The following is an 18,482-nucleotide window of genomic DNA, read 5'->3' as shown; positions in this document are numbered from 1 at the left end:
TCGAGTTGTTCGGCGCGCTCGTGGCCGACACCCGCTGTTCATCCTGATCCGTCCTACCTTGGCGCCTGTCCGACCAATAGTCTGTCGAAATAGTGGATGGGACGCCCCTGCCGTCAGCGCTGTGACGCATGAATGGCCTTTACCCGAAGCTTCCTCGGAAGGTGCTGACCAATTCACGATATTGCCGTGCGACACCTATCTGGACGCGTCGACGGCAGTGAGTCTGGCCGATAACGACGTCGGTCACCGTGCCTCGCCCGGCGCTCGAGGGCAACGTCGACCGGTCATGCCGGCCGCGCTGGGTGGGCAATAGCCCATTCCATTTGGACGAACCCATCTTTCACCGGCGGAGCACGTCCGACGCCCGGGAACCGGTAGGGTGGCCCGGTGAGGTATTTCAACACGGCGGGTCCGTGTTATCCGGACCTGCACTACATGATTCCTGCCGAGGATCTGCTGCACGACGCCCAGAAGTACATCGAATCCGGATACTCCCTTGTGGTGCACATGCCTCATCGAATTGGCAAAACCACGACGCTGCTGGGATTGGCCCGGAGACTCAACACCGAAGGCAACTTCCTCGCGCTATCGATCTCGTGCGAGACAGCTGAGGTTGTCGGCAACGACGTCGCTGCCGTCGAAGAGATGCTGCTGAGCCAATTACGATTTGCCGCTGAGTTAAAAGGTCTGGCCCCGGAACTGCTGCCGCCGCAGCCCTGGCCGGACGCTGCGTCGGGTACCCGGCTCGAGGCCGGACTGGTCGCATGGGCGCAGCGGTGCCCACGCCCGCTCGTTCTACTATTCGACGAAATCGGTGCACTCTGGGGTGATGCTCTGCGCAATGTCTTGCGGCAGTTGCGAGCAGGGTCCATCCAGAATTACCGGAACTCCGTGCATTCCGTGGTGCTGTCTGGCCTACGGGATGTACAGGATTACCACGATGTGCAGGATGGCATGGCCGCCACCACCGAGAATCTCAGCCGCAAAGGAATATCGAATCCATTCAGTACCGCGATGAAATTTATACAGCTCGGTAATTTCTCCCAGGACGAGGTTGCGCGGCTGTACCGACAGCACACTGCCGACACCGGACAGGAATTCGACGACAAAGCCATCGATCTGGCGTTCCGCTGCACGCAGGGCCAGCCCTGGCTGGTCAACGCGATGGCGTGGGAGATCCTCGTCGGAATGTCGGTACACGAAACGATCACCCTAGGTCACGTGGAACTGGCCAAGAAGCGTCTAATTCTGAGCCGCGCTACCCATCTGGACTCACTGACCGGTAAGTTGAACGAACCGCGAGTGCGACGGGTGATCGAACCCATCATCACCGGCGACGTGCCCACACCGGTCGCCGAATTCGACGATGATGTGACTTATACGCGGGATCTTGGGCTGATCGACCAGGGCAAGAAATTACGCATTGCCAATCCGATCTATCAAGAGGTCATCCTGAGTGTTCTCGCCGACAGTACCGAGGCGTCGATCAATGTGGCGCCATCGAGCTTCCGATTCGACGACGGCCGCATCGACTTTCCGCGACTGCTCCGGGAATTCGCTTCGTTCTGGATGCGGCACGGTGATGTCCTCGCCGCCCGGGACAATTATCACGAGTCCGCCGCGCAATTGGTTCTGATGGGATACCTGCATCGAATCGTGAATGGGGCGGGTCATATCGATCGCGAGATCGGAGTCGGCCGTGGCCGCGTCGATCTGCTGATCCGCCAGCCATATCGGGATAGCGAGGGCACGCGAGCCGAGCAGCGCGAGGCGATCGAAATCAAAGTATGGGCGGGTCATCACGGTGATCCTCTCGACGAGGGGCTGGCCCAGCTCGACGGTTACCTCGACCGGCTCACCCTGGATACCGGTACCCTTGTCGTCTTCGACCGCCGACCCGGCGCGAAGCCGATCCCGGAACGCACCGAATTCAGCACGGCACGAACACCATCCGGCCGCACGGTGACTCTACTGCGGGCATGACCGCGGCCAGCGTGGGCGGCGGCGATCGTTCGTGCTCACGCCGTCGCTCACCGCTTGCACTCGGCGGCGAAGGGTTCGGCGATGCACACTCCGCGATGGTGAGGGGCGAACGTGATGCGCCGACTACAGCCGGGTGTGACCGTCGAGTTGCTCGGCGCAGTCGTGCAGCCAGCGCATGACGATCTCCAGTTGGCCGGGCTCGGCTTGGGCGACGAGTAGGTCTTCGAATTGTTGGACCGGTGTGGAACTCGCGGTGAGTCGCTGTCTTCCCTTGGTGGTCAAGACGTTTCCGCGAATGCGCTGCTCGGGCGTCGGTTCGGCGCGGTCGATGAGTCCGGCCTGGCTGAGGGTGTTGAGCATGCGCAGCATTGTCGGCGGGGCGACGAAACTGCGGCGGGCCAGTTCGGCATTGGATAGTCCGGGGTGCTCGCCGAGCATCGCGAGAACCGCGTACAGGGGGGCTGTCAGACCATGCTCGGCGAGGGCGGCGTCCATGCGTGAGCGCAGGGCCTGTTGTAGCCGCTTCAGCGCGAAGCCTACCGACTGATCGGGATCGACGTGTGAGCGCACAGCGACATCTTACGCTTGTGTTAGTGAGCTAACTGTGATTAGCATGCTAATAATAATCGGCCAGGAAGAGGGAGCGACACCATGCACACACCGACGACAACCATCGACCCCAGCGCCGACCTGGTGACCCTCGTCAATGTGTTCACCGTCGATCCGGAGCGGCAGCTCGAACTCGCCGATGCCCTCGACAGGTCGACCGAGGAGATCTTCGTCGGTGTGCCCGGCTTCATCTCGGCGAACCTGCACGTCAGCCTGGACGGCACGCGAGTGGTCAACTATGCGCAGTGGGCCAGTGAACAGCACTACACGGATGCGCTGCAGCGCCCCGAAATCCGCGAACATGTCGTCGCGGCAGCCGCGATCGCGCAGGCGTACAACCCGACACTGGCGCGAGTCCGATCGGTGCATCACCGGCGCGGACGCGAGGCCTGACCGACTCCGGTCGGCTCGGTCGTGCTCGATGCCAGGCCGCGCGGTCGGAATACAGGATTGCGAAGGCTCGATTCAGCCGTTCGTAACCTGCGGGTGCGAGGGTTGTCCCATGCGACGCAGCCTTGCCGCGGTGGGGGTTGCCCTCCTGCTCTGCGGCATGTCGGGATGTTCGACGGAACGCGACGATCATCCTGTGAACCCGGCGATCGGATCCGTCGAAACATGGTCCCGATTCGATGGATTCGAGAAATCGGGCCGATTCGCGTTTGCCGCGCAACCGAATCGGATCGCGACCTCGCTCACCGAGTTCACGACGACTGCCGGTGTCTGGTATGCCAACGACGACCACACGCTGGCCGCGTTCGATCCCGTGTCGGGCACACAGCGGTGGTCGGCTCCGTTGGTCGCGCCCGCCGGCCCGCTCGCCGACAGTTCGCCGGAAATCAGGGCGGCGGCCGACACGCTCTATGCGACATGGCAGATGGGGACGGCCGGCGCCGAACATGATCATATCGATGTCCTGGATCCCGCGTCCGGCTCGATCCTGCGGTCGATCGACCTCGCGTCCGGCGACGACGTCGACTACCTCACCGGTCGCATCCTGATGGTGGATCGCTTGCGGGACAACGCCGATTCGGTCATCGGATACGACTACGACACCGGGCGGATCGCATGGACCGTACCGGGCGGCCTGAGCACCAACGAGGCGGGCGGGCAGAGTTATATTCGGACGCAGGGCGATCCCACCCGTCAGCAGACCCTTCGGATCGATCCCGCGACCGGTTCCGTTCTCTGGCGGGCGGATTTCCCGTTGCCGGACAGGTCGATACCGCAGCAGTTGCAGGCCGCCGCGTTCGGCGCCGAGGATGTCTTCGTGGCGGGTGGGGTCACCTATCTCACCTCGGACAACCGGCTGTTCGCCTATGACGACGGGACCGGGCGGCCGCTCTGGAACGACCGCATCGAGGCGCTGGGCTCGATCGACGACGTTTTTCCGTTGGCCGGCAATCGGATCGGGATCTTCGGCACCGACGGCTCCGGCGCCATCGCGATGGCGGTAATGGATACCGTCGGCCGTACGGTGGTCGATATCCAGTCCGGGACCAGCACGACCGGCGGGCACCAGGTCGTGCGGTTCGACGGCGCCACGTACGGCATCCTGCTACCCGACGATGGACCCGCCCGGGTCGTGGGCGGCAACGGTCTGGTCGCGACGGCCGGGCAGGACATCGACTCGAAGGCAGACCTCGTCGGTGATCATCTCGTCGCGATGGGCGATGCGGGCAAGCTCGACTCCTACGCGATTCCTTCCCTGCGGGTCGACAAGTCGATCGACCTCGGATCCGGCACGGTCGCGGCGACCGCGACCGACGCGGTGATCGTCCGGTCGGACGGCTCGGCGACGGTATACCGGTGACTGCTATGCCTGCGCGCCAACAGGTTCCGTGCGGTTCCGGAAGAGAGAGTCTCCCGGGTGCGTCCAGGGGTCAGGCATGTACCGCGGGCAGCGCGGAGCGGAGCGTCTCGACGAAGGCTTGTGGAATGGCCGCGTAGGAGAGGTGATTTCCGGGGAACTCGACGAGTTCCTTGCCGGTGATCTCGGCTACTCGTTGCGTGGCATGGGCGTAGAACACCGGTTTGCCCGGTCCGTGGAGATCGAGGCTGTCGCGCCCGGCCGCGAGCGTGAGTGGCGTGTCCGACATCTTCAGTCGTGGGTAGTCGGGGCGGTAGTAGGTGAACACCGGCATCTCTTCGAGCATGAATCGTTCGATGCCCCTTCGGTGTTCGCGTAGTGCGGTGGCGTCCGGTTCCTCGGTGGAGTCGCGTGCCGGCATGTCCAGTCCGAGGCGGCCGAAGAATTCGGTCTGCGCTCGTTGCGGCTCTCCTTGCAGGCTGACCGCGTAGAGGTGGTCGTACCAGTCGAGGAACTCGCCCCGATCGGGCAGGGCCGTGATGATCGGCGCCTCGTGCGCGATGGCACGATCGACCACGTCCGGGAAGGCGGCGACCAGTTCGAGCGCGATCAGAGCGCCACTGCTGCTCCCGAAGACCGACGCCGAGGGAAACCCGTTGGCCGTGATCACCGCTGCCGCATCGGCCGCTTGCCGCAGCACGCTGAACTGCCGCCGCGGGCCTCGCTCCGGGCTGCGCGTGTTGCCGCGACGGTGGTAGGTCAGAACGGTGCGGTCGCTGGCGAGCATATCCGCCACGGGCCCGTAGGAGGTCCCGTCGCCCCATCCACCGGCGATCATCAGCAGCGCGGGCCCTTCCCCGCGGCGTTCGTAATAGATGTCGGCTCCGTCGATCTCGACGATTCCTCGAGCAACCTTCGGTTCCATTGTTCCGCTTTCATGAGATGCGCGTGGCCGCCCGACGGGACTCGGTGACGCCCTGATGCGACCTTTGTCCTATCACTATAGCGGAGTGATGAGACAAAGGTCCCATCGCATGCGGAAGCCATATGACGGCTCGGTGATACAAATGATTGCGGGTGCCGGTCGTCGTCGCATCAGTTCGCCGGGCGGGGCCGGGGGGAGCCGGGTCTGCACCTGGCTCCACGCGAAGGAGTCGTCATCCGATAGCGCGAGTGACGACCTCCAGGTATTCCAAACCGCGCAACCCGTTGTTGATCAGCGGCCGCCGTTCGCGAATCTCGAAGCCGCCCACTCGGTCTGCCAGCTGTTCCAGCAGCGTACTCATCTCCAGGCGAGCCAGATGCAGGCCGACGCACATGTGCTCGCCCCGCCCGAACGCGAGGTGGTCGGCCGAATGCCTGGTGATGTCGAAGCGTGTCGGGTCCGGGTAGTGGCGCTCGTCGCGGTTGGCGGAGCCGTACAGCAGCGCGACTCGTGAGCCCGCCGTCAGCGTGACTCCGCCGATCTCGTGATCCTCGGTGAGCACCCGGCTGAACTGGGGCACAGGGGATTCCAGACGCAACGATTCGTTGATCGCGTGCGAGATCAACGAGCGGTTCTCGCGCAGCAGGTCCCACTGGTCGGGGTGCTCGGCGAACAGCGCGATCGTGTTGGCGATCGCGAGGATCGTCGTGTCCAGGCTCGGCGTGACGTAGTCCAGCATCATCATCGGGCACTTCTCGGGCGGGATCTCACCGCGATCGGCGGCCTGGTAGAGATGCGCGGCCCAGCCGTCGGGGTCGATCTTGCCCGGTACTGCGTCGTTGGCGGCGAATGCGAGGAACTCCTCGACGGCCGGCCTCGCCGCGGCGGCCCGCTCGTCGGCGGGACCTTGCGTGTCCCAGATGGCCTCGGCCCAGTCCAGCATCTTCGCCCGCGCGTGGTCCGGGAGCCCGACCAGCTCGGAGACCACGGTCATCGGCAGATGCTCGGCCAGCTCGGTGACCACCTCGAACCGGCCCCGCGCGACCAGTTCGGCGACGACCCGCTGGGCCTCGGACTCGATCTTCGGCCTGACCTCACGCATGCGGTCCTGGCGAAGCGGACGGCCCAGGACCGAGCGCATCGCGGTGTGCTCGGGCGGGTCGCTGCACAGGGTGATGCCCTCGAGCTGAGCATTCATCACCGGATCCACGAACACACCGCGCGCCGAGGAGAACGTCTGCCAATCCATCAGGGCCGCGTGCACCTCGTCGTAGCGCGGCAACGCGTAGAGGTCGTACCGGGACAGGTGCACGACCGGCCCGAGAGCCCGCAGTTCGGCATAGATGGGATAGGGGTCGGTGCGAGCCTGCTCTGTATACAGGTCGACGTCGCTGACCGGAATCGTGGACACGGATCCTCCTGAAGACGGTATTACACAGTGGAACACAACCGGTCACCACCCGGCCGCGTTCGGGTGATGACGAGAGTCGTTGGCGGTTGAGCGCGATGTGTAGCCGGACGCTGGTCAGCAGCGGGAATATTCGGTTGTCGGCGTCTTTGATGGAAAGTACGGTGCCTGGCACGGGGGAGAGATCAAGGGTGCTCCCCGAATACGAGATTTGGGTAGAGATATGACATCACTGACCAAGCGCATCGGATTGCCACTCGCCGTCCTCGCGTGCACCGCCGCCCTGGCGGGATGCAACAGTTCATCGAAACCGGCTGCGGCGTCCAGCGGTTCGGGCACCACGGCGTCCAGCAGTTCGGCCGCGTCGGTCGATTCCGGCGGCGCGAATACTCATTCGGCGCTCTACCTTTCCGAATGCCACGCCCTGATGAAGATCCTGGGCGACCAGAGCCTGCCCGCCGCAGCGCGGGACCCGGAGAAGGTGATCGCCAACTTCAAGAATGGCGCGCAGTGGTCGATGATGAGCAGCCAGCAGCAGATCGATGCCGTCGCGGGCATTCGCAAGGCCGCCACCGGCTCCTGTAGCTGAGTGCTGTCGCGGGCAGGCGCGGTCATTCCCCGTACCACGTCTGCCCGGTAGGTCCGGAGTTCGCCGCCCCCGGGTGCCGACCGTGCTCCGGCTGGCAGTTGATGGCGTATGCGTGGTCGACGGCCCGGCCTCGGCCGGTGCCGTCGTGGCGGATCGGATCGCATTCGGCGGTTACGATGTAGGCCCGCCTTGGCAGATGCCGCCGCCCGCAAGGAGGATCCTCATCGTGCGAAAACTGGCGCTCCGCGCGTTGCTGGCGAGCTTGTCGATAGGCATCGCGTCCGCCGTCTGCGTGCCGATCGCCGACGCCGCGCCCGCACTGCCCACCGCGGATCCGTTCTACAGCTACAGCGGCCCGCTGACGGATATCACGCCCGGAACCGTTCTGCGGAGCCGGCCGATGAGCACGGCACTGCCCGGCATCGCGACCCAGATGCTGTACCGCACAACCGATCAGCGTCATCGCCCCTCGGTCACCGCGGCTGTGGTGATCCGGCCGCCCGCCGCGACGGGCGCACCGCGCATCGTGTCCTATCAGGAGGCCTACGACGCGCTCGGTGCGCGGTGCGACCCTTCCTACACCGTGGCGTCCGGCGGCGCGAGCGTGGATCAAGGTGTGCTCGCCGCAGCGCTGAGCGCCGGATATACCGTGGTGACAGCCGATTACGAAGGCGAAGGACTGGATTACGGTGCGGGCCAGGAGGCCGGCTACGGCACTCTCGACGGCATCCGGGCCGCCGATCACGTGCTGGGAGCCGATCCCGCGGCGACGCCCACAGCCATGGTGGGCTTCTCCGGCGGCGGCATCGCCACCGAATTCGCCGCCGAACTCGCTCGGACGTACGCGCCGGAGCTGCACATCATCGGCGCGGTCGAAGGCGGACTGCCGGTGAATTTCATGCGCGTCATCGACTACATCGACGGCAGTCCGCAGTGGTCGAAGGTTCTTCCGCTGGTGCTCACCGGTGTCAGCCACGGCTTCGGCATGGATTTCACTCCCTACCTGTCCCCGTACGGGATCCGGATCATGAACCAGGCCCGCGGCATGTGCGCGCTCGACACCCAGAGACTCCCGGTCATCACGGTGAAGAAGCTGCTGAAACCCGAATACCCCGACTACCACAAGCTTTCACCCCTGATCGACATCAGCGACACACTGACCATGGGCAAGACCGGCACCCCCCGTTTCCCCATGCTGATGGCCGCGGGTAACAGCGACGGCACCGGCGACGGCGTCATGATCGCCGCCGACCAGCGGGCATTGGCCCGTACCCTGTGCGAGCGTGGGGTTCCGGTGGACTTCCACGAGTTCGCCGGTGCGGACCATGTCACCGCCGGGGCGCTGGGGCTCACGGCCGCCATGCCATATCTCGCACAGCGTTTCGCCGGACAGCCGCCCCCGAACACCTGTGCCACACAGTGATTCGATTACGCGCGCCGGCAGCGGCAGCGGAGTCCGTGCTGTTCACAACGACAGTCGAGGCGGGGCGAGGAAGATTACCGTGATGCGCCAGGCGGCCGGTGGCTCGACCCCCGGCGCGCTGTGGACGGGAATTGCCCGCTCACGGTATCCGCAGCACCACATTTCGAGAATTTCCGGGGTCGATCAGCACCGGTAGGGTCGCACCGATCACGGCGATCTGTGCCCTGCGCTCGGCGCTGCGGAAACCCTGCCGCACCTGCACGGTGTACGGCTCGGCGCCGGGCGGGCTGACATCGAGGGTAAGCATGCACATCGTCGCGGTCGGGCCGGGCAGGAACTCGGCGGGCAGGGGGACCTCGGTGATTCCCCGCAGTACCGCGGTCGCGGGTTGCCAGGTTTCGCGCGAGCCCGATCCGTATTCGATGGTCGTGGTGATGTCGGCGATATGACCGCCGGGCATCACACCGCGATCGACGAGGTCGGCGATCAGCGTCCGGGCCCAGTCCGGAGGCGCGTCGGTGGTGGTCCGGGCCCAGTCCGCAGGTGCGTCGACGGTGGATCGGGCCTGTTCCGCCGACTCCCGATCCTTTGCGGTGGCCCGTTGAGCCTGTTCCGCGGCGTGCTGAGCCTGCTGCCTGGCCTCGGCCCGGCTGTCGTAGGCCGGTAGCTCGCCCCACAGCACGAGCATCTTGGTCGGGTCCGCCCGGTCGACCAGCACCGGCAGTACCTCGCGGCCGATCGCCCGACCGTGCCGCAGGTCGTTCATCGCCTCGCCGGCCACCGGCCCGACGCCGGGACCGGTCACCACCCCGGTGAGCATCTCCTGCATCGGCACCCGGCCCGGATGCGGGAAATACGAACCGGTGGGCCGGAATTCACCCCGCACCGGATCACGCATCGACCGGCGCAGCCGGCGCTCCCTGAAGCCCATACTGAGCAGTATGCGACAGTCCGCCGGATCTGATCTGCCGTATATGAGAAGCCGCTACCGCGCGGTGTCATCTCCGAGCATGGATCGCAGTGCGGGGCGGAGGATTTCGACGATCCGGTCCGGGTCGGCGGCGGCGATGTCGTCGAAGGCGAGCAAGTGGCGCGAGACCGCCAGACCGAGCAGCGTGGCGGTGACGATCGCGGCGCGCAGGTCCGGATCGGGTGCGGTGACGGCGTCGCGGATCTGGGTCCGATAGCGGGCGCCCGCGGCGTCGGCGGCGAGGGCGGCCTCGGGATTGGTGAGCATCGAGCGCAGTACCGACAGGGATTGTTCGGGCTGGGTGCGCAGGGTTTCGGTGAGGTTGGTGAGGATCTGCTCGGCCACCTGCGCGGCGGTGCCCGTCACGGTGGGGGAGGGCGCATCGGCGATGACGCGGCGGAACAGGTCGGGCTTGGAGCCGAAGTAATGCATGACCAGCCCCGCATCCACCCCGGCGGCCGAGGCGACACCCCGGATGGTCGTTCGCTCGTAACCGAATTCGGCGAACTGGGACGAGGCCGCGGCGAGGATCCGGGCCTCGGTGTCGCGGCGCTGCTTGGCGCGGGCTTCGGCGTAGGAGTCGGGCACCCTGGTCATTCTACGGGCGTTGACCAACTGCTCTTGTCGTTCTACGCTTGTTGAATCAACGAGTGTTGAACGACAAGGAGCTCCACATGACCTCGATCTCTCCCACCCAACTGCTCGAGCAGCGCAACCAGTACCTGGCCACCGGCGATACCGAGGGCTTCATCGGCCTGTTCGCGCCCGACGCGGTCATCGAACTCCCCTTCGCCGGGCCGGGTATGCCCGATCGGATCGAAGGCAGCGCGGCGATCGGCGAATACGCCCGCCACGTCAACGATTCCGGCGTCAAGCTCGATGCCGTCGAGAACGTCGAGGTGTACGAGTCGACGGATCCGGAGGTCGTCGTGGTCGAAACCCGTGCCACCGGAACCCTGCCCACCGGACAGCCCCTCTCCCGCACCTCGATCCAGATCTTCCGTGTCCGCGACGGCAAGATTCTGCTGTTCCGGGACTTCTTCGACCCGCGAGGACTCGACATCATGGATCTCGCAGCCGGCGACGGGTCCGCCAACTAGTTCGGGTCGAACAGGACCTCGAGCGCGTCGCGGTTGTTCGTGGCCTGGTACCCGGCAGGCAGGCCCGACGACCGAGACCGTGGGGCTGCCGAGCTCATCGGGGTGATCGGAGAGTTGGCCGGCACACACCTGAGCTGGCCGACGGTTCGCGTGGCCCGCCGCCGGGCGATCGTCGGTTCGCTTGCGACAGGCGGGCTTTCGGACTCGATCAGGTGCCGGGGACCTGGAGGATCCAGGTGACGCCGGATCGGCAGGCCATCGCTCTCCCGGGCGGGTTTTCCCGGCGTGACAGTAAGCTTCGCGCGGGCGTCGCGGCTGGGCGATGGACCGCTAGCGGCGCGAGCGTTCCGGTGGTACGGCCGCGGGAACCCAGGCGCGGGCGTACCGGTGTTTGTCGGGGGCGGTGTGGGCTTTGCTGCGGTAGACGATGTAGGGGCGGAACAGGTATCCGACTGGGGCGCTGAACATGTGGACCAGGCGGGTGTACGGCCACACGGCGATCAAGGTGAGGACCACGAGGCCGTGCAGCTGGAAGGTCCAGGGCACGCCGACCATCAGCTGGGGCTGCGGATGCGGTGTGAAAAGACTACGGAACCAAGGGGATACGGTCTGGCGGTAGTTGTATGTGCCCCAGATCAGGTTGCTGCCGATGGTATTGAGCAGACCGGTCACGAGTGCGGCGGTCAGCAGCAGGTACATGAACTTGTCGGTGCGGGTGGTGGCCTGCCGCACGGCTCGCACCGTGACGCGCCGGTACAGCAGGATGGAGATCCCGGCGATGACGGCGACACCCGCCGCCGTGCCGGCCGACACCGCGACCAGGTGGTAGAGCCGCTCGGAGATGCCGAGCGCGTCGGTCCACGACTGCGGGACCAGCACACCGAGCACATGGCCGCCGACGACGCCGACCATGCCGAAATGGAACAGCGGACTGCCCAGGCGCAGCAGCCGGGACTCGTAGATCTGGGACGAACGGGTGGTCCAGCCGAACTGATCGGTGCGGTAGCGCCACAGGTGGCCGAGTACGAACGAGGTGAATGCCACATAGGGCAGGGTCAACCACACGGTTGCGCTCATCGGCGGCCTTCCGATCCGGTGAATGCCAGCGGGTCCATGGCGAACGGCTCCAGGCCGACCTCTTCCTCCGGAGGGCCCTGGGCGGCGAGTTCGGCGATGCGGCGGCGGTCGGCGGTCGTCAGCGGCGGAAGCGTGGCGAGCACCGCGCCGAGTACGTCGGCGTACGGAGATCCGGTGTCGGACAGTGACAATCGCAGCAGTTCCAGCACCGGCACATGTTCGCCGAGCAACCGCTCGCCGCCGATCGGGTCCACGGTGGCCGCGAATTCGAGCAGTACCGGCAGATGGTCGGGGAGTTCCTGGTCGCCGAGTTCCACCCCGGCCTGCCAGTACGCGTGCTTGAACCGCAGCAGCGCCATGCCGCGTTTGCGAGTGTCACCGTGGGCATAGTAGGTCAGATGCATGCTGGCGCGGCGGCGTAGGTCGAACGTCTCGACATACTGCTGTGCCAGCCGCAGTGGGTCGGTATCGCGTAGGTGGACAACGAAATGCCGAAGTCCGGGGCGGACGGGATCGGGGAGTTCCTCGATGGCGCTGGATATTTCGTCGATCAAGGCCAGCGTGTCGGCGGCGGGGTAGTCCAGTAGCAGGGCACCGATGCGCCAGATCAAGTAGCGGTCGCGCTCGGCCATGGCGACGGCGGGTTCGGGGCGGCGACGCGGCTTCAGGATCATCGGCGTGCTCCGGTGATTTCCGGGGCGTCGGTGGCTGAACCGTCGAGAATGGCTGGCTCGGAGGAGGAGTCGAGGTGTACACCGTTGCCGTTGCCGTGACCATTGCCCTGCCCATTCCCGTCGCGCGCAGGCAGTAAGCCGTCGGTCGACCGACCGTCCCAATTCAACAGATTGACCCTGCCCGACTTCTGCTCCGGCGCAGCACCGTTGGCGTCGGTGAGATGGAACTTCTCCGCCATGACGTCCAACGCGGTCATACCGGGTTCCTGCTCGTACGCCCCGCCGTCAAGGCTGCATCCGGTGGCCAGCGAATCGAGTTCGTGCGCCCGCGAGGTCGCGCCGGACGGAATCACGTAGCGGTGCTCGTATTTCGCGATCGCCAGCAGCCGGTACATGGCCTCGATCTCCTCCGGCTTCAGCCGCACGGAATCCGGGATCGTCATGTCGGGTTCCTGCCCGAGGTTGATCGAGCGCATGAACGACCGCATCGCCGCGAGGCGCTGCAACGCGGCGCGGACCGGACCGGTGTCACCGGCGGTGAACAGCTCGGCGAGATATTCGACCGGAATGCGGAGCGCGTCGATCGCGCCGAACAGATTGTCCGCGTGCTCACCGTCGTGCCCGGTGCCGCTCAGCACGTCCACGACCGGTGACAGCGGCGGCACGTACCAGACCATCGGCATGGTCCGGTATTCCGGATGCAGCGGCAGCGCGATCTGATAGTCGACGATGAGCTTGTACACCGGCGAATCCTGTGCCGCGGCAATCCATTCCGGCGAGATTCCGGCCCGTTCGGCCTCGACGATCACGCGCGGGTCGTGCGGATTGAGGAATACGCCCAGGTGCGAGGGATACAGCTCGTGCGGTTCGGTCACCGAGGCGGCCGCGAGCACCGCGTCCGCGTCGTAGAGCATCACCCCGATGTAGCGCAGCCGGCCGACGCAGGTCTCCGAGCACACCGTCGGGATGCCGACCTCCACCCGCGGGTAGCAGAATGTGCACTTCTCGGCCTTGCCGGTCTTGTGGTTGAAGTACACCTTCTTGTACGGGCAGGCCGAAACGCATTGCCGCCACCCGCGACAGCGATCCTGGTCGACGAGCACGATGCCGTCCTCGGTCCGCTTGTATATCGCTCCGGACGGGCACGACGCCGCGCACGAGGGGTTCAGGCAGTGCTCGCAGATCCGCGGGAGGTAGAACATGAAGGTCTGCTCGAATTCGAGCCGGACCTGTTCGGACAGCCGGGCCAGCAGCGGGTCGCGGCCGACCTGATCGGGACCGGAACCCAGGTCGTCGTCCCAGTTGGCGCCCCAGGTGACCGCCGTATCCTCGCCGGTGATGAGGGATTTGGGCCGAGCGACCGGTGTGGTGTCCATGGCCGGCGCCGACAGCAGCGTGTCGTAGTCGTAACTCCACGGGTCGTAGTAGTCCGAGACCGTGGGCAGGTCCGGATTGGCGAAGATGTTGAGCAGCCGCTTGATTCGCGAGCCCGACTTCAGCGTGAGTTTGCCCCGCCGATCCAGGGACCAGCCGCCCTTCCATCGCTCCTGATCCTGGTATCCGCGCGGATAGCCTTGGCCGGGGCGGGTTTCGACGTTGTTGAACCACACGTATTCGGTGCCGCCGCGGTTGGTCCATGCCTGCTTACAGGTGACGCTGCAGGTGTGGCAGCCGATGCACTTGTCCAGGTTCATCACCATGGCGAGCTGGGCCATGATACGCATGTCAGTACTCCACTTCTTGGGAACGGCGGCGGATGGTTGTTACCTCGTCGCGTTGATTTCCCGTGGGGCCGTGATAGTTCAAGGCGAACGACTGTTGCGCGTATCCGCCGATGAGATGCGACGGTTTGATCATGATCCGGGTCAGCGCGTTGTGGATGCCGCCGCGCTTGCCGCGCCCGGTGACCTCCGCGCCACCGGGCGTCGCCGGCGGCCCCTCGATGCGCGGCACGTTCACCGCACGGTCCTGCGCGTGATACATGAACACCGTGCCCTCGGGCATCCGATGGCTGACGATGGCGCGGGCCACGACGATGCCGTTGCGGTTGATCGCCTCGACCCAATCATTGTCGGCGACACCGATTTTCGTGGCGTCCCGGTCCGACATCCAGATGGCCTGCCCGCCGCGCGAGAGGGTGAGCATGTGCAGGTTGTCCTGGTAGGTCGAATGAATCGACCACTTCGAATGCGGTGTGAGATACCGTACGGTCACACCGCGGTCGGATACGGCGCCGATGCCGGGTTCGGCGAACAGCGCGGTCATGTCCAGCGGGGGGCGAAAGACCGGCAGCTGTTCCCCGAGTTCGGCCATCCAGTCGTGGTCGAGATAGAAGTGCTGGCGGCCGGTGAGGGTATGCCAGGGCTTGAGGCGTTCGGTGTTGATCGTGAACGGTGAATACCGCCGCCCGCCGGTCTCGGTCCCGGACCATTCCGGTGAGGTGATCACCGGTACGGGACGGGACTGAGTGTCCGCGAAGGTGATTCGCTTGCCCTCGTGTTCGGCGGCCAGATCGGCGAGCTGGGTTCCGGTGCGTTGTTCCAGGGCCCGGAACCCCTCGACCGCCAGCCGCCCGTTGGTGGTGCCGGACAGCGCCAGAATGGCCTCCGCCGCATGGACATCCTTGGCCAGCGACGGACGCCCCTGCGCGACGCCGGAAACCACGGCGCCGTTGTGGTTTTTGAGGTACTCCACCTCGAGGTCGGGATGGGTGGTGACCCCCTTGGTGGTGACGCCGAGCGTCTCGATCAGCGGCCCGAGCGCCGCCATCTTCTCCCCGATCGCGGCGTAATCGCGTTCGACCACCACGAGTTTCGGCATGGTCTGCCCGGGCACCGGATCGCACTCACCGGCCTTCCAGTCGCGAACCCGGCCACCGGCCTGCGCCAGGGCGTCGGGTGAATCATGTTGCAGGGGAACGGCGACCAGATCCTTGCGGGTGCCGAGATGCTTCTCCGCCAGCCAGGAGAACCCGCGCGCGATGCGGTGGAACGCCTCGAAATCGGTCTTCGCCTCCCACGGCGGGGAGATGGCCGGTGAGAACGCGTGCACGAAGGGATGCATATCGGTCGAGGACAGATCGTGCTTCTCGTACCAGGTCGCCGCCGGTAGAACGATATCGGAGAACAGGGTGGTGGAGGTCATCCGGAAATCCAGCGACATCAGCAGATCCAGTTTTCCGGTGGCCGCGGTGTCCCGCCACACCAGTTCCTGCGGCCGCACACCCTCGGCGTCGGTGGTCTGCAGATTCGAATCGGCGCCCAGCAGATGCTTGTGGAAGTACTCGTTGCCCTTGCCGGAGGAACCGAGCAGGTTGGCCCGCCACACGGTGAGGCAGCGCGGGAAGTTCTCCGGCGCGTCGGGATCCTCGCAGGCGAACCGCAGGTCACCGGACTTCAGGGCGTCGACGACATAGTCCTGCGGCGTCTTCCCGGCGGCCTCGGCTTGGTCCGCGAGGTCGAGCGGGTTGCGGTCGAACGTCGGATAGCTGGGCATCCATCCCAGCCGCGACGCCAGCGCGATATTGTCGGCCGCGGTCCGGCCGGCGAGCCGGCCCGCACCCAGCGGGGACGTGAAGGCGTCGGCGGTGAACGGGTCGTAGCGCCACTGGTCGTTGGCCAGATACCAGAACACCGTGCCCTGCATCTGCCGCGGCGAACGCTGCCAGTCCAGGCCGAATGTCAGGGTGGACCACCCGGTCACCGGCCGGCATTTCTCCTGACCCACATAGTGGGCCCATCCTCCGCCGTTGACGCCTTGACACCCGGTCAGCAGGGTGAGGGTGAAGAACGCGCGGTAGATCTGGTCGGAGTGGAACCAGTGGTTGGTGCCCGCGCCCATCAGGATCATCGATCGGCCACCGGACTGCTCGGCGTTGTCGGCGAACTCTCGCGCGATCCGTTCGGCCTGCGCCGCGGGCACTCCGGTGATCGTCTCCTGCCAGGCGGGGGTGTACGGCTGGGTCGCGTCGTCGTAGCCGGTCGGCCAGTGCCCGGGCAGCCCGGTGCGGGCCACACCGTAATTGGCCAGCAGGAGATCGAAGACCGTCGTCACCCGCCGGCCCGCGATTCGCAGGGTCGGTACGCCGCGGTGCAGCACCGCGGTGCCACCGCCGGTGTCGTCGAAACGGGGAAACTGCACGGACGCAACATCGTTGGTGCGGCCGTGCAGAGTCAGCAGGGGAGTGAGCTCCCCGAGATCGAGGTTCCACCGGCCGGCGCCGGAGCCGGAGAAGCGGTAACCGAGAGAACCGTTGGGCACCACCGGATTCGCGTCCTCGTCCAGCAGGACCGTCTGGAACTCGACGCCCTCCCCGGTATGACCCAGATCGGCGGCGGTCAGGAATTTGCCCGGCACGATGGTGGGACCGATGTAGTCGCCGTCGGCGGTCCAGCCACCCGGGCGCTCGTCGAGTTCCACCAGGAACGGCAGGTCGGTGTAGCGCCGGACGTAGTCGGTGAAGCGCGGCGTCACCCGGTCGATGAAGAATTCCTTCAGGATCACCTGGCCCATCGCCATGGCCAGCGCCGCATCGGTGCCCGGACGGGCGGCGACCCATTCGTCGGCGAATTTGGTGTTGTCGGCGTAATCGGGTGAGACCACGACGACCTTCTGGCCGCGATAGCGGGCCTCGGTCATATAGTGCGCGTCCGGCGTGCGGGTCACCGGGACGTTCGAACCCCACATGATCAGATATCCGGCGTCGAACCAGTCGGCCGATTCGGGCACGTCGGTCTGGTCGCCGAACACCTGGGGCGAGGCCACCGGCAGGTCGGCGTACCAGTCGTAGAACGACAGCATCGATCCGCCGAGCAGGGAGATGAACCGGGCGCCCACGGCATGCGACACCATCGACATCGCCGGAATCGGCGAGAATCCGGCGATCCGATCCGGACCGTAGCGCTTGATGGTGTGCACGTGCGCGGCCGCGGCGATCTCGGCAGCCTCCCACCACTCCGCCCGGACGAATCCACCCTTGCCGCGCGCGGACTTGTACCGGCTCGCGCGCTTGGGATCCTCGACCAGCGACTCCCATGCCAGCACGGGGTCCTTCAGTCGCGTCTTGGCCTCGCGGTACATCTCGAGCAGTACTCCGCGAACATACGGATACCGAACGCGCGCAGGCGAATACGTGTACCAGGAGAACGACGCGCCGCGTGGGCAGCCGCGTGGTTCGTACTCCGGTTTGTCCGCGCCCACCGACGGATAGTCGGTCTGCTGTGACTCCCAGGTGATGACGCCGTCGGAGACGTAGATCTTCCACGAGCACGAACCCGTGCAGTTGACCCCGTGCGTGGAACGCACCACCTTGTCGTGCGACCACCGGTGCCGGTAGAAGTCATCGGCCGAGCGCCCGCCGGTGCGGTGCACCGTGCGCAGATCCTCCGAGACCTCATCGCGGGTGAAGTACCGCCCGACCCGCAGCAGGGCGTCTCCGGCCGGCCCGGGACGGGCGGGATCTTGTTTCTGAAAAATAACCACAACATCCTCGAAGCCTGTCGGACCGGATATCTCACTCGACTGTAGAGAGCGTTGGTGACTAGGCAAAACGCCTGTCTCACAACGCTCTACGGCTCACCGTGAACTGTGAGGGCAAAGAAACCCAATGGTCACTGCGTAATTGCTGTAGCTATCCGAGAGCGGTCGCTCGAACAGGGGTTATCGATCGGTAGCGTAGCTGGAAGCGGAGCGTCCAGGGGTGCGGTGATCGATTCGAAACGGCTGCTTCTCGGATGTTTAACATTTGTTTACACGGCCTGGGTCACGGGTACGGCCTAAGTTGCCATCGGTACCGGTACCTTGCGTTCTCCGGTGTCGTCGAAGGCGATGGTGGGGTCGGCTTGGTCGGGGGCGTTGACGAATGAGACGAATCGGGAGAGTTTCTGTGGGTCTTCCAGGACTGCGGCCCATTCGTCTT

Annotated in this window: 15 protein-coding genes; 6 read left to right on the top strand and 9 right to left on the bottom strand. The window is 65.8% G+C overall.

From position 1 onward, the window contains the following. Positions 1 to 387 precede the first annotated feature (387 nt). The gene (locus JZ791_RS34525) at positions 388 to 1,983 is read left to right on the top strand and encodes an ATP-binding protein (RefSeq protein ID WP_216900506.1); all 1,596 of its coding nucleotides are present in this window, start codon (positions 388 to 390) and stop codon (positions 1,981 to 1,983) included. A gap of 123 nt (positions 1,984 to 2,106) precedes the next feature. Here JZ791_RS34525 and JZ791_RS34520 read toward each other — a convergent pair whose 3' ends face one another. Next, on the bottom strand, positions 2,107 to 2,553 hold the full coding sequence (locus JZ791_RS34520; RefSeq protein ID WP_216900504.1) for a MarR family winged helix-turn-helix transcriptional regulator: 447 nt from the start codon (positions 2,551 to 2,553) through the stop codon (positions 2,107 to 2,109). 81 nt (positions 2,554 to 2,634) lie between these two features. Here JZ791_RS34520 and JZ791_RS34515 point away from each other — a divergent pair, with 81 nt between their 5' ends. Next, on the top strand, positions 2,635 to 2,985 hold the full coding sequence (locus JZ791_RS34515) for an antibiotic biosynthesis monooxygenase family protein (protein WP_216900502.1): 351 nt from the start codon (positions 2,635 to 2,637) through the stop codon (positions 2,983 to 2,985). A 109-nt stretch (positions 2,986 to 3,094) separates the two neighbouring features. Further along, positions 3,095 to 4,402: an outer membrane protein assembly factor BamB family protein gene (locus JZ791_RS34510; protein WP_216900500.1), complete on the top strand. Its 1,308-nt coding sequence runs from the start codon at positions 3,095 to 3,097 to the stop codon at positions 4,400 to 4,402. A gap of 70 nt (positions 4,403 to 4,472) precedes the next feature. On the opposite strand, the gene JZ791_RS34505 is transcribed toward JZ791_RS34510, so the two are convergent. Then, on the bottom strand, positions 4,473 to 5,324 hold the full coding sequence (locus JZ791_RS34505) for an alpha/beta fold hydrolase (protein WP_216900498.1): 852 nt from the start codon (positions 5,322 to 5,324) through the stop codon (positions 4,473 to 4,475). Positions 5,325 to 5,556: 232 nt separating this feature from the next. Next, complete coding sequence (locus JZ791_RS34500; protein WP_308163256.1) at positions 5,557 to 6,735, bottom strand: cytochrome P450; 1,179 nt, start codon at positions 6,733 to 6,735, stop codon at positions 5,557 to 5,559. Positions 6,736 to 6,955: 220 nt separating this feature from the next. Between JZ791_RS34500 and JZ791_RS34495 the strand changes: the two genes are divergently transcribed. Together JZ791_RS34495 and JZ791_RS34490 are read left to right on the top strand one after the other, a co-directional pair. Then, entirely contained in the window at positions 6,956 to 7,321 is a 366-nt protein-coding gene (locus tag JZ791_RS34495; protein WP_216900496.1) for a hypothetical protein, read from the top strand. Positions 7,322 to 7,547: 226 nt separating this feature from the next. Beyond that, positions 7,548 to 8,744: a lipase family protein gene (locus tag JZ791_RS34490; RefSeq protein WP_216900494.1), complete on the top strand. Its 1,197-nt coding sequence runs from the start codon at positions 7,548 to 7,550 to the stop codon at positions 8,742 to 8,744. Positions 8,745 to 8,883: 139 nt separating this feature from the next. On the opposite strand, the gene JZ791_RS34485 is transcribed toward JZ791_RS34490, so the two are convergent. Both JZ791_RS34485 and JZ791_RS34480 read right to left on the bottom strand, forming a co-directional pair. Then, positions 8,884 to 9,675: a hypothetical protein gene (locus JZ791_RS34485; RefSeq protein ID WP_216900492.1), complete on the bottom strand. Its 792-nt coding sequence runs from the start codon at positions 9,673 to 9,675 to the stop codon at positions 8,884 to 8,886. A gap of 54 nt (positions 9,676 to 9,729) precedes the next feature. After that, positions 9,730 to 10,302: a TetR/AcrR family transcriptional regulator gene (locus JZ791_RS34480; protein WP_216900490.1), complete on the bottom strand. Its 573-nt coding sequence runs from the start codon at positions 10,300 to 10,302 to the stop codon at positions 9,730 to 9,732. A gap of 86 nt (positions 10,303 to 10,388) precedes the next feature. Here JZ791_RS34480 and JZ791_RS34475 point away from each other — a divergent pair, with 86 nt between their 5' ends. Further along, complete coding sequence (locus tag JZ791_RS34475) at positions 10,389 to 10,814, top strand: nuclear transport factor 2 family protein (protein WP_216900488.1); 426 nt, start codon at positions 10,389 to 10,391, stop codon at positions 10,812 to 10,814. A 330-nt stretch (positions 10,815 to 11,144) separates the two neighbouring features. Here the strand turns inward: JZ791_RS34475 and narI are convergent, their stop codons facing one another. Genes narI through JZ791_RS34455 form a run of 4 tightly spaced genes read right to left on the bottom strand, consistent with a single transcriptional unit; the run spans position 11,145 to position 18,046 of the window. After that, a complete protein-coding gene (gene narI / locus JZ791_RS34470) occupies positions 11,145 to 11,891 on the bottom strand; it encodes a respiratory nitrate reductase subunit gamma (protein WP_216900486.1) in 747 nt (248 codons plus the stop codon). After that, positions 11,888 to 12,565 carry a nitrate reductase molybdenum cofactor assembly chaperone gene (narJ, locus tag JZ791_RS34465; RefSeq protein WP_216900484.1) on the bottom strand — a complete coding sequence of 226 codons (678 nt, stop codon included), beginning with the start codon at positions 12,563 to 12,565 and terminating at the stop codon, positions 11,888 to 11,890. Before narJ ends, narI begins: the two co-directional genes overlap by 4 nt. Next, on the bottom strand, positions 12,562 to 14,280 hold the full coding sequence (gene narH, locus JZ791_RS34460) for a nitrate reductase subunit beta (RefSeq protein WP_254206828.1): 1,719 nt from the start codon (positions 14,278 to 14,280) through the stop codon (positions 12,562 to 12,564). Before narH ends, narJ begins: the two co-directional genes overlap by 4 nt. Positions 14,281 to 14,290: 10 nt before the next feature. Further along, positions 14,291 to 18,046 (bottom strand): nitrate reductase subunit alpha, encoded by a 3,756-nt coding sequence (locus JZ791_RS34455; protein ID WP_308163254.1) that lies wholly within the window; start codon positions 18,044 to 18,046, stop codon positions 14,291 to 14,293. Between the last annotated feature and the right edge of the window lie 436 nt (positions 18,047 to 18,482).

Origin of the sequence: Nocardia alni (genome assembly GCF_019038435.1) — a bacterium.
Taxonomy (GTDB): Bacteria; Actinomycetota; Actinomycetes; order Mycobacteriales; family Mycobacteriaceae; genus Nocardia; species Nocardia alni.
The sequence above is the reverse complement of the archived record's forward strand: the minus strand, read 5'-3'. Positions and strand labels throughout refer to the sequence as shown.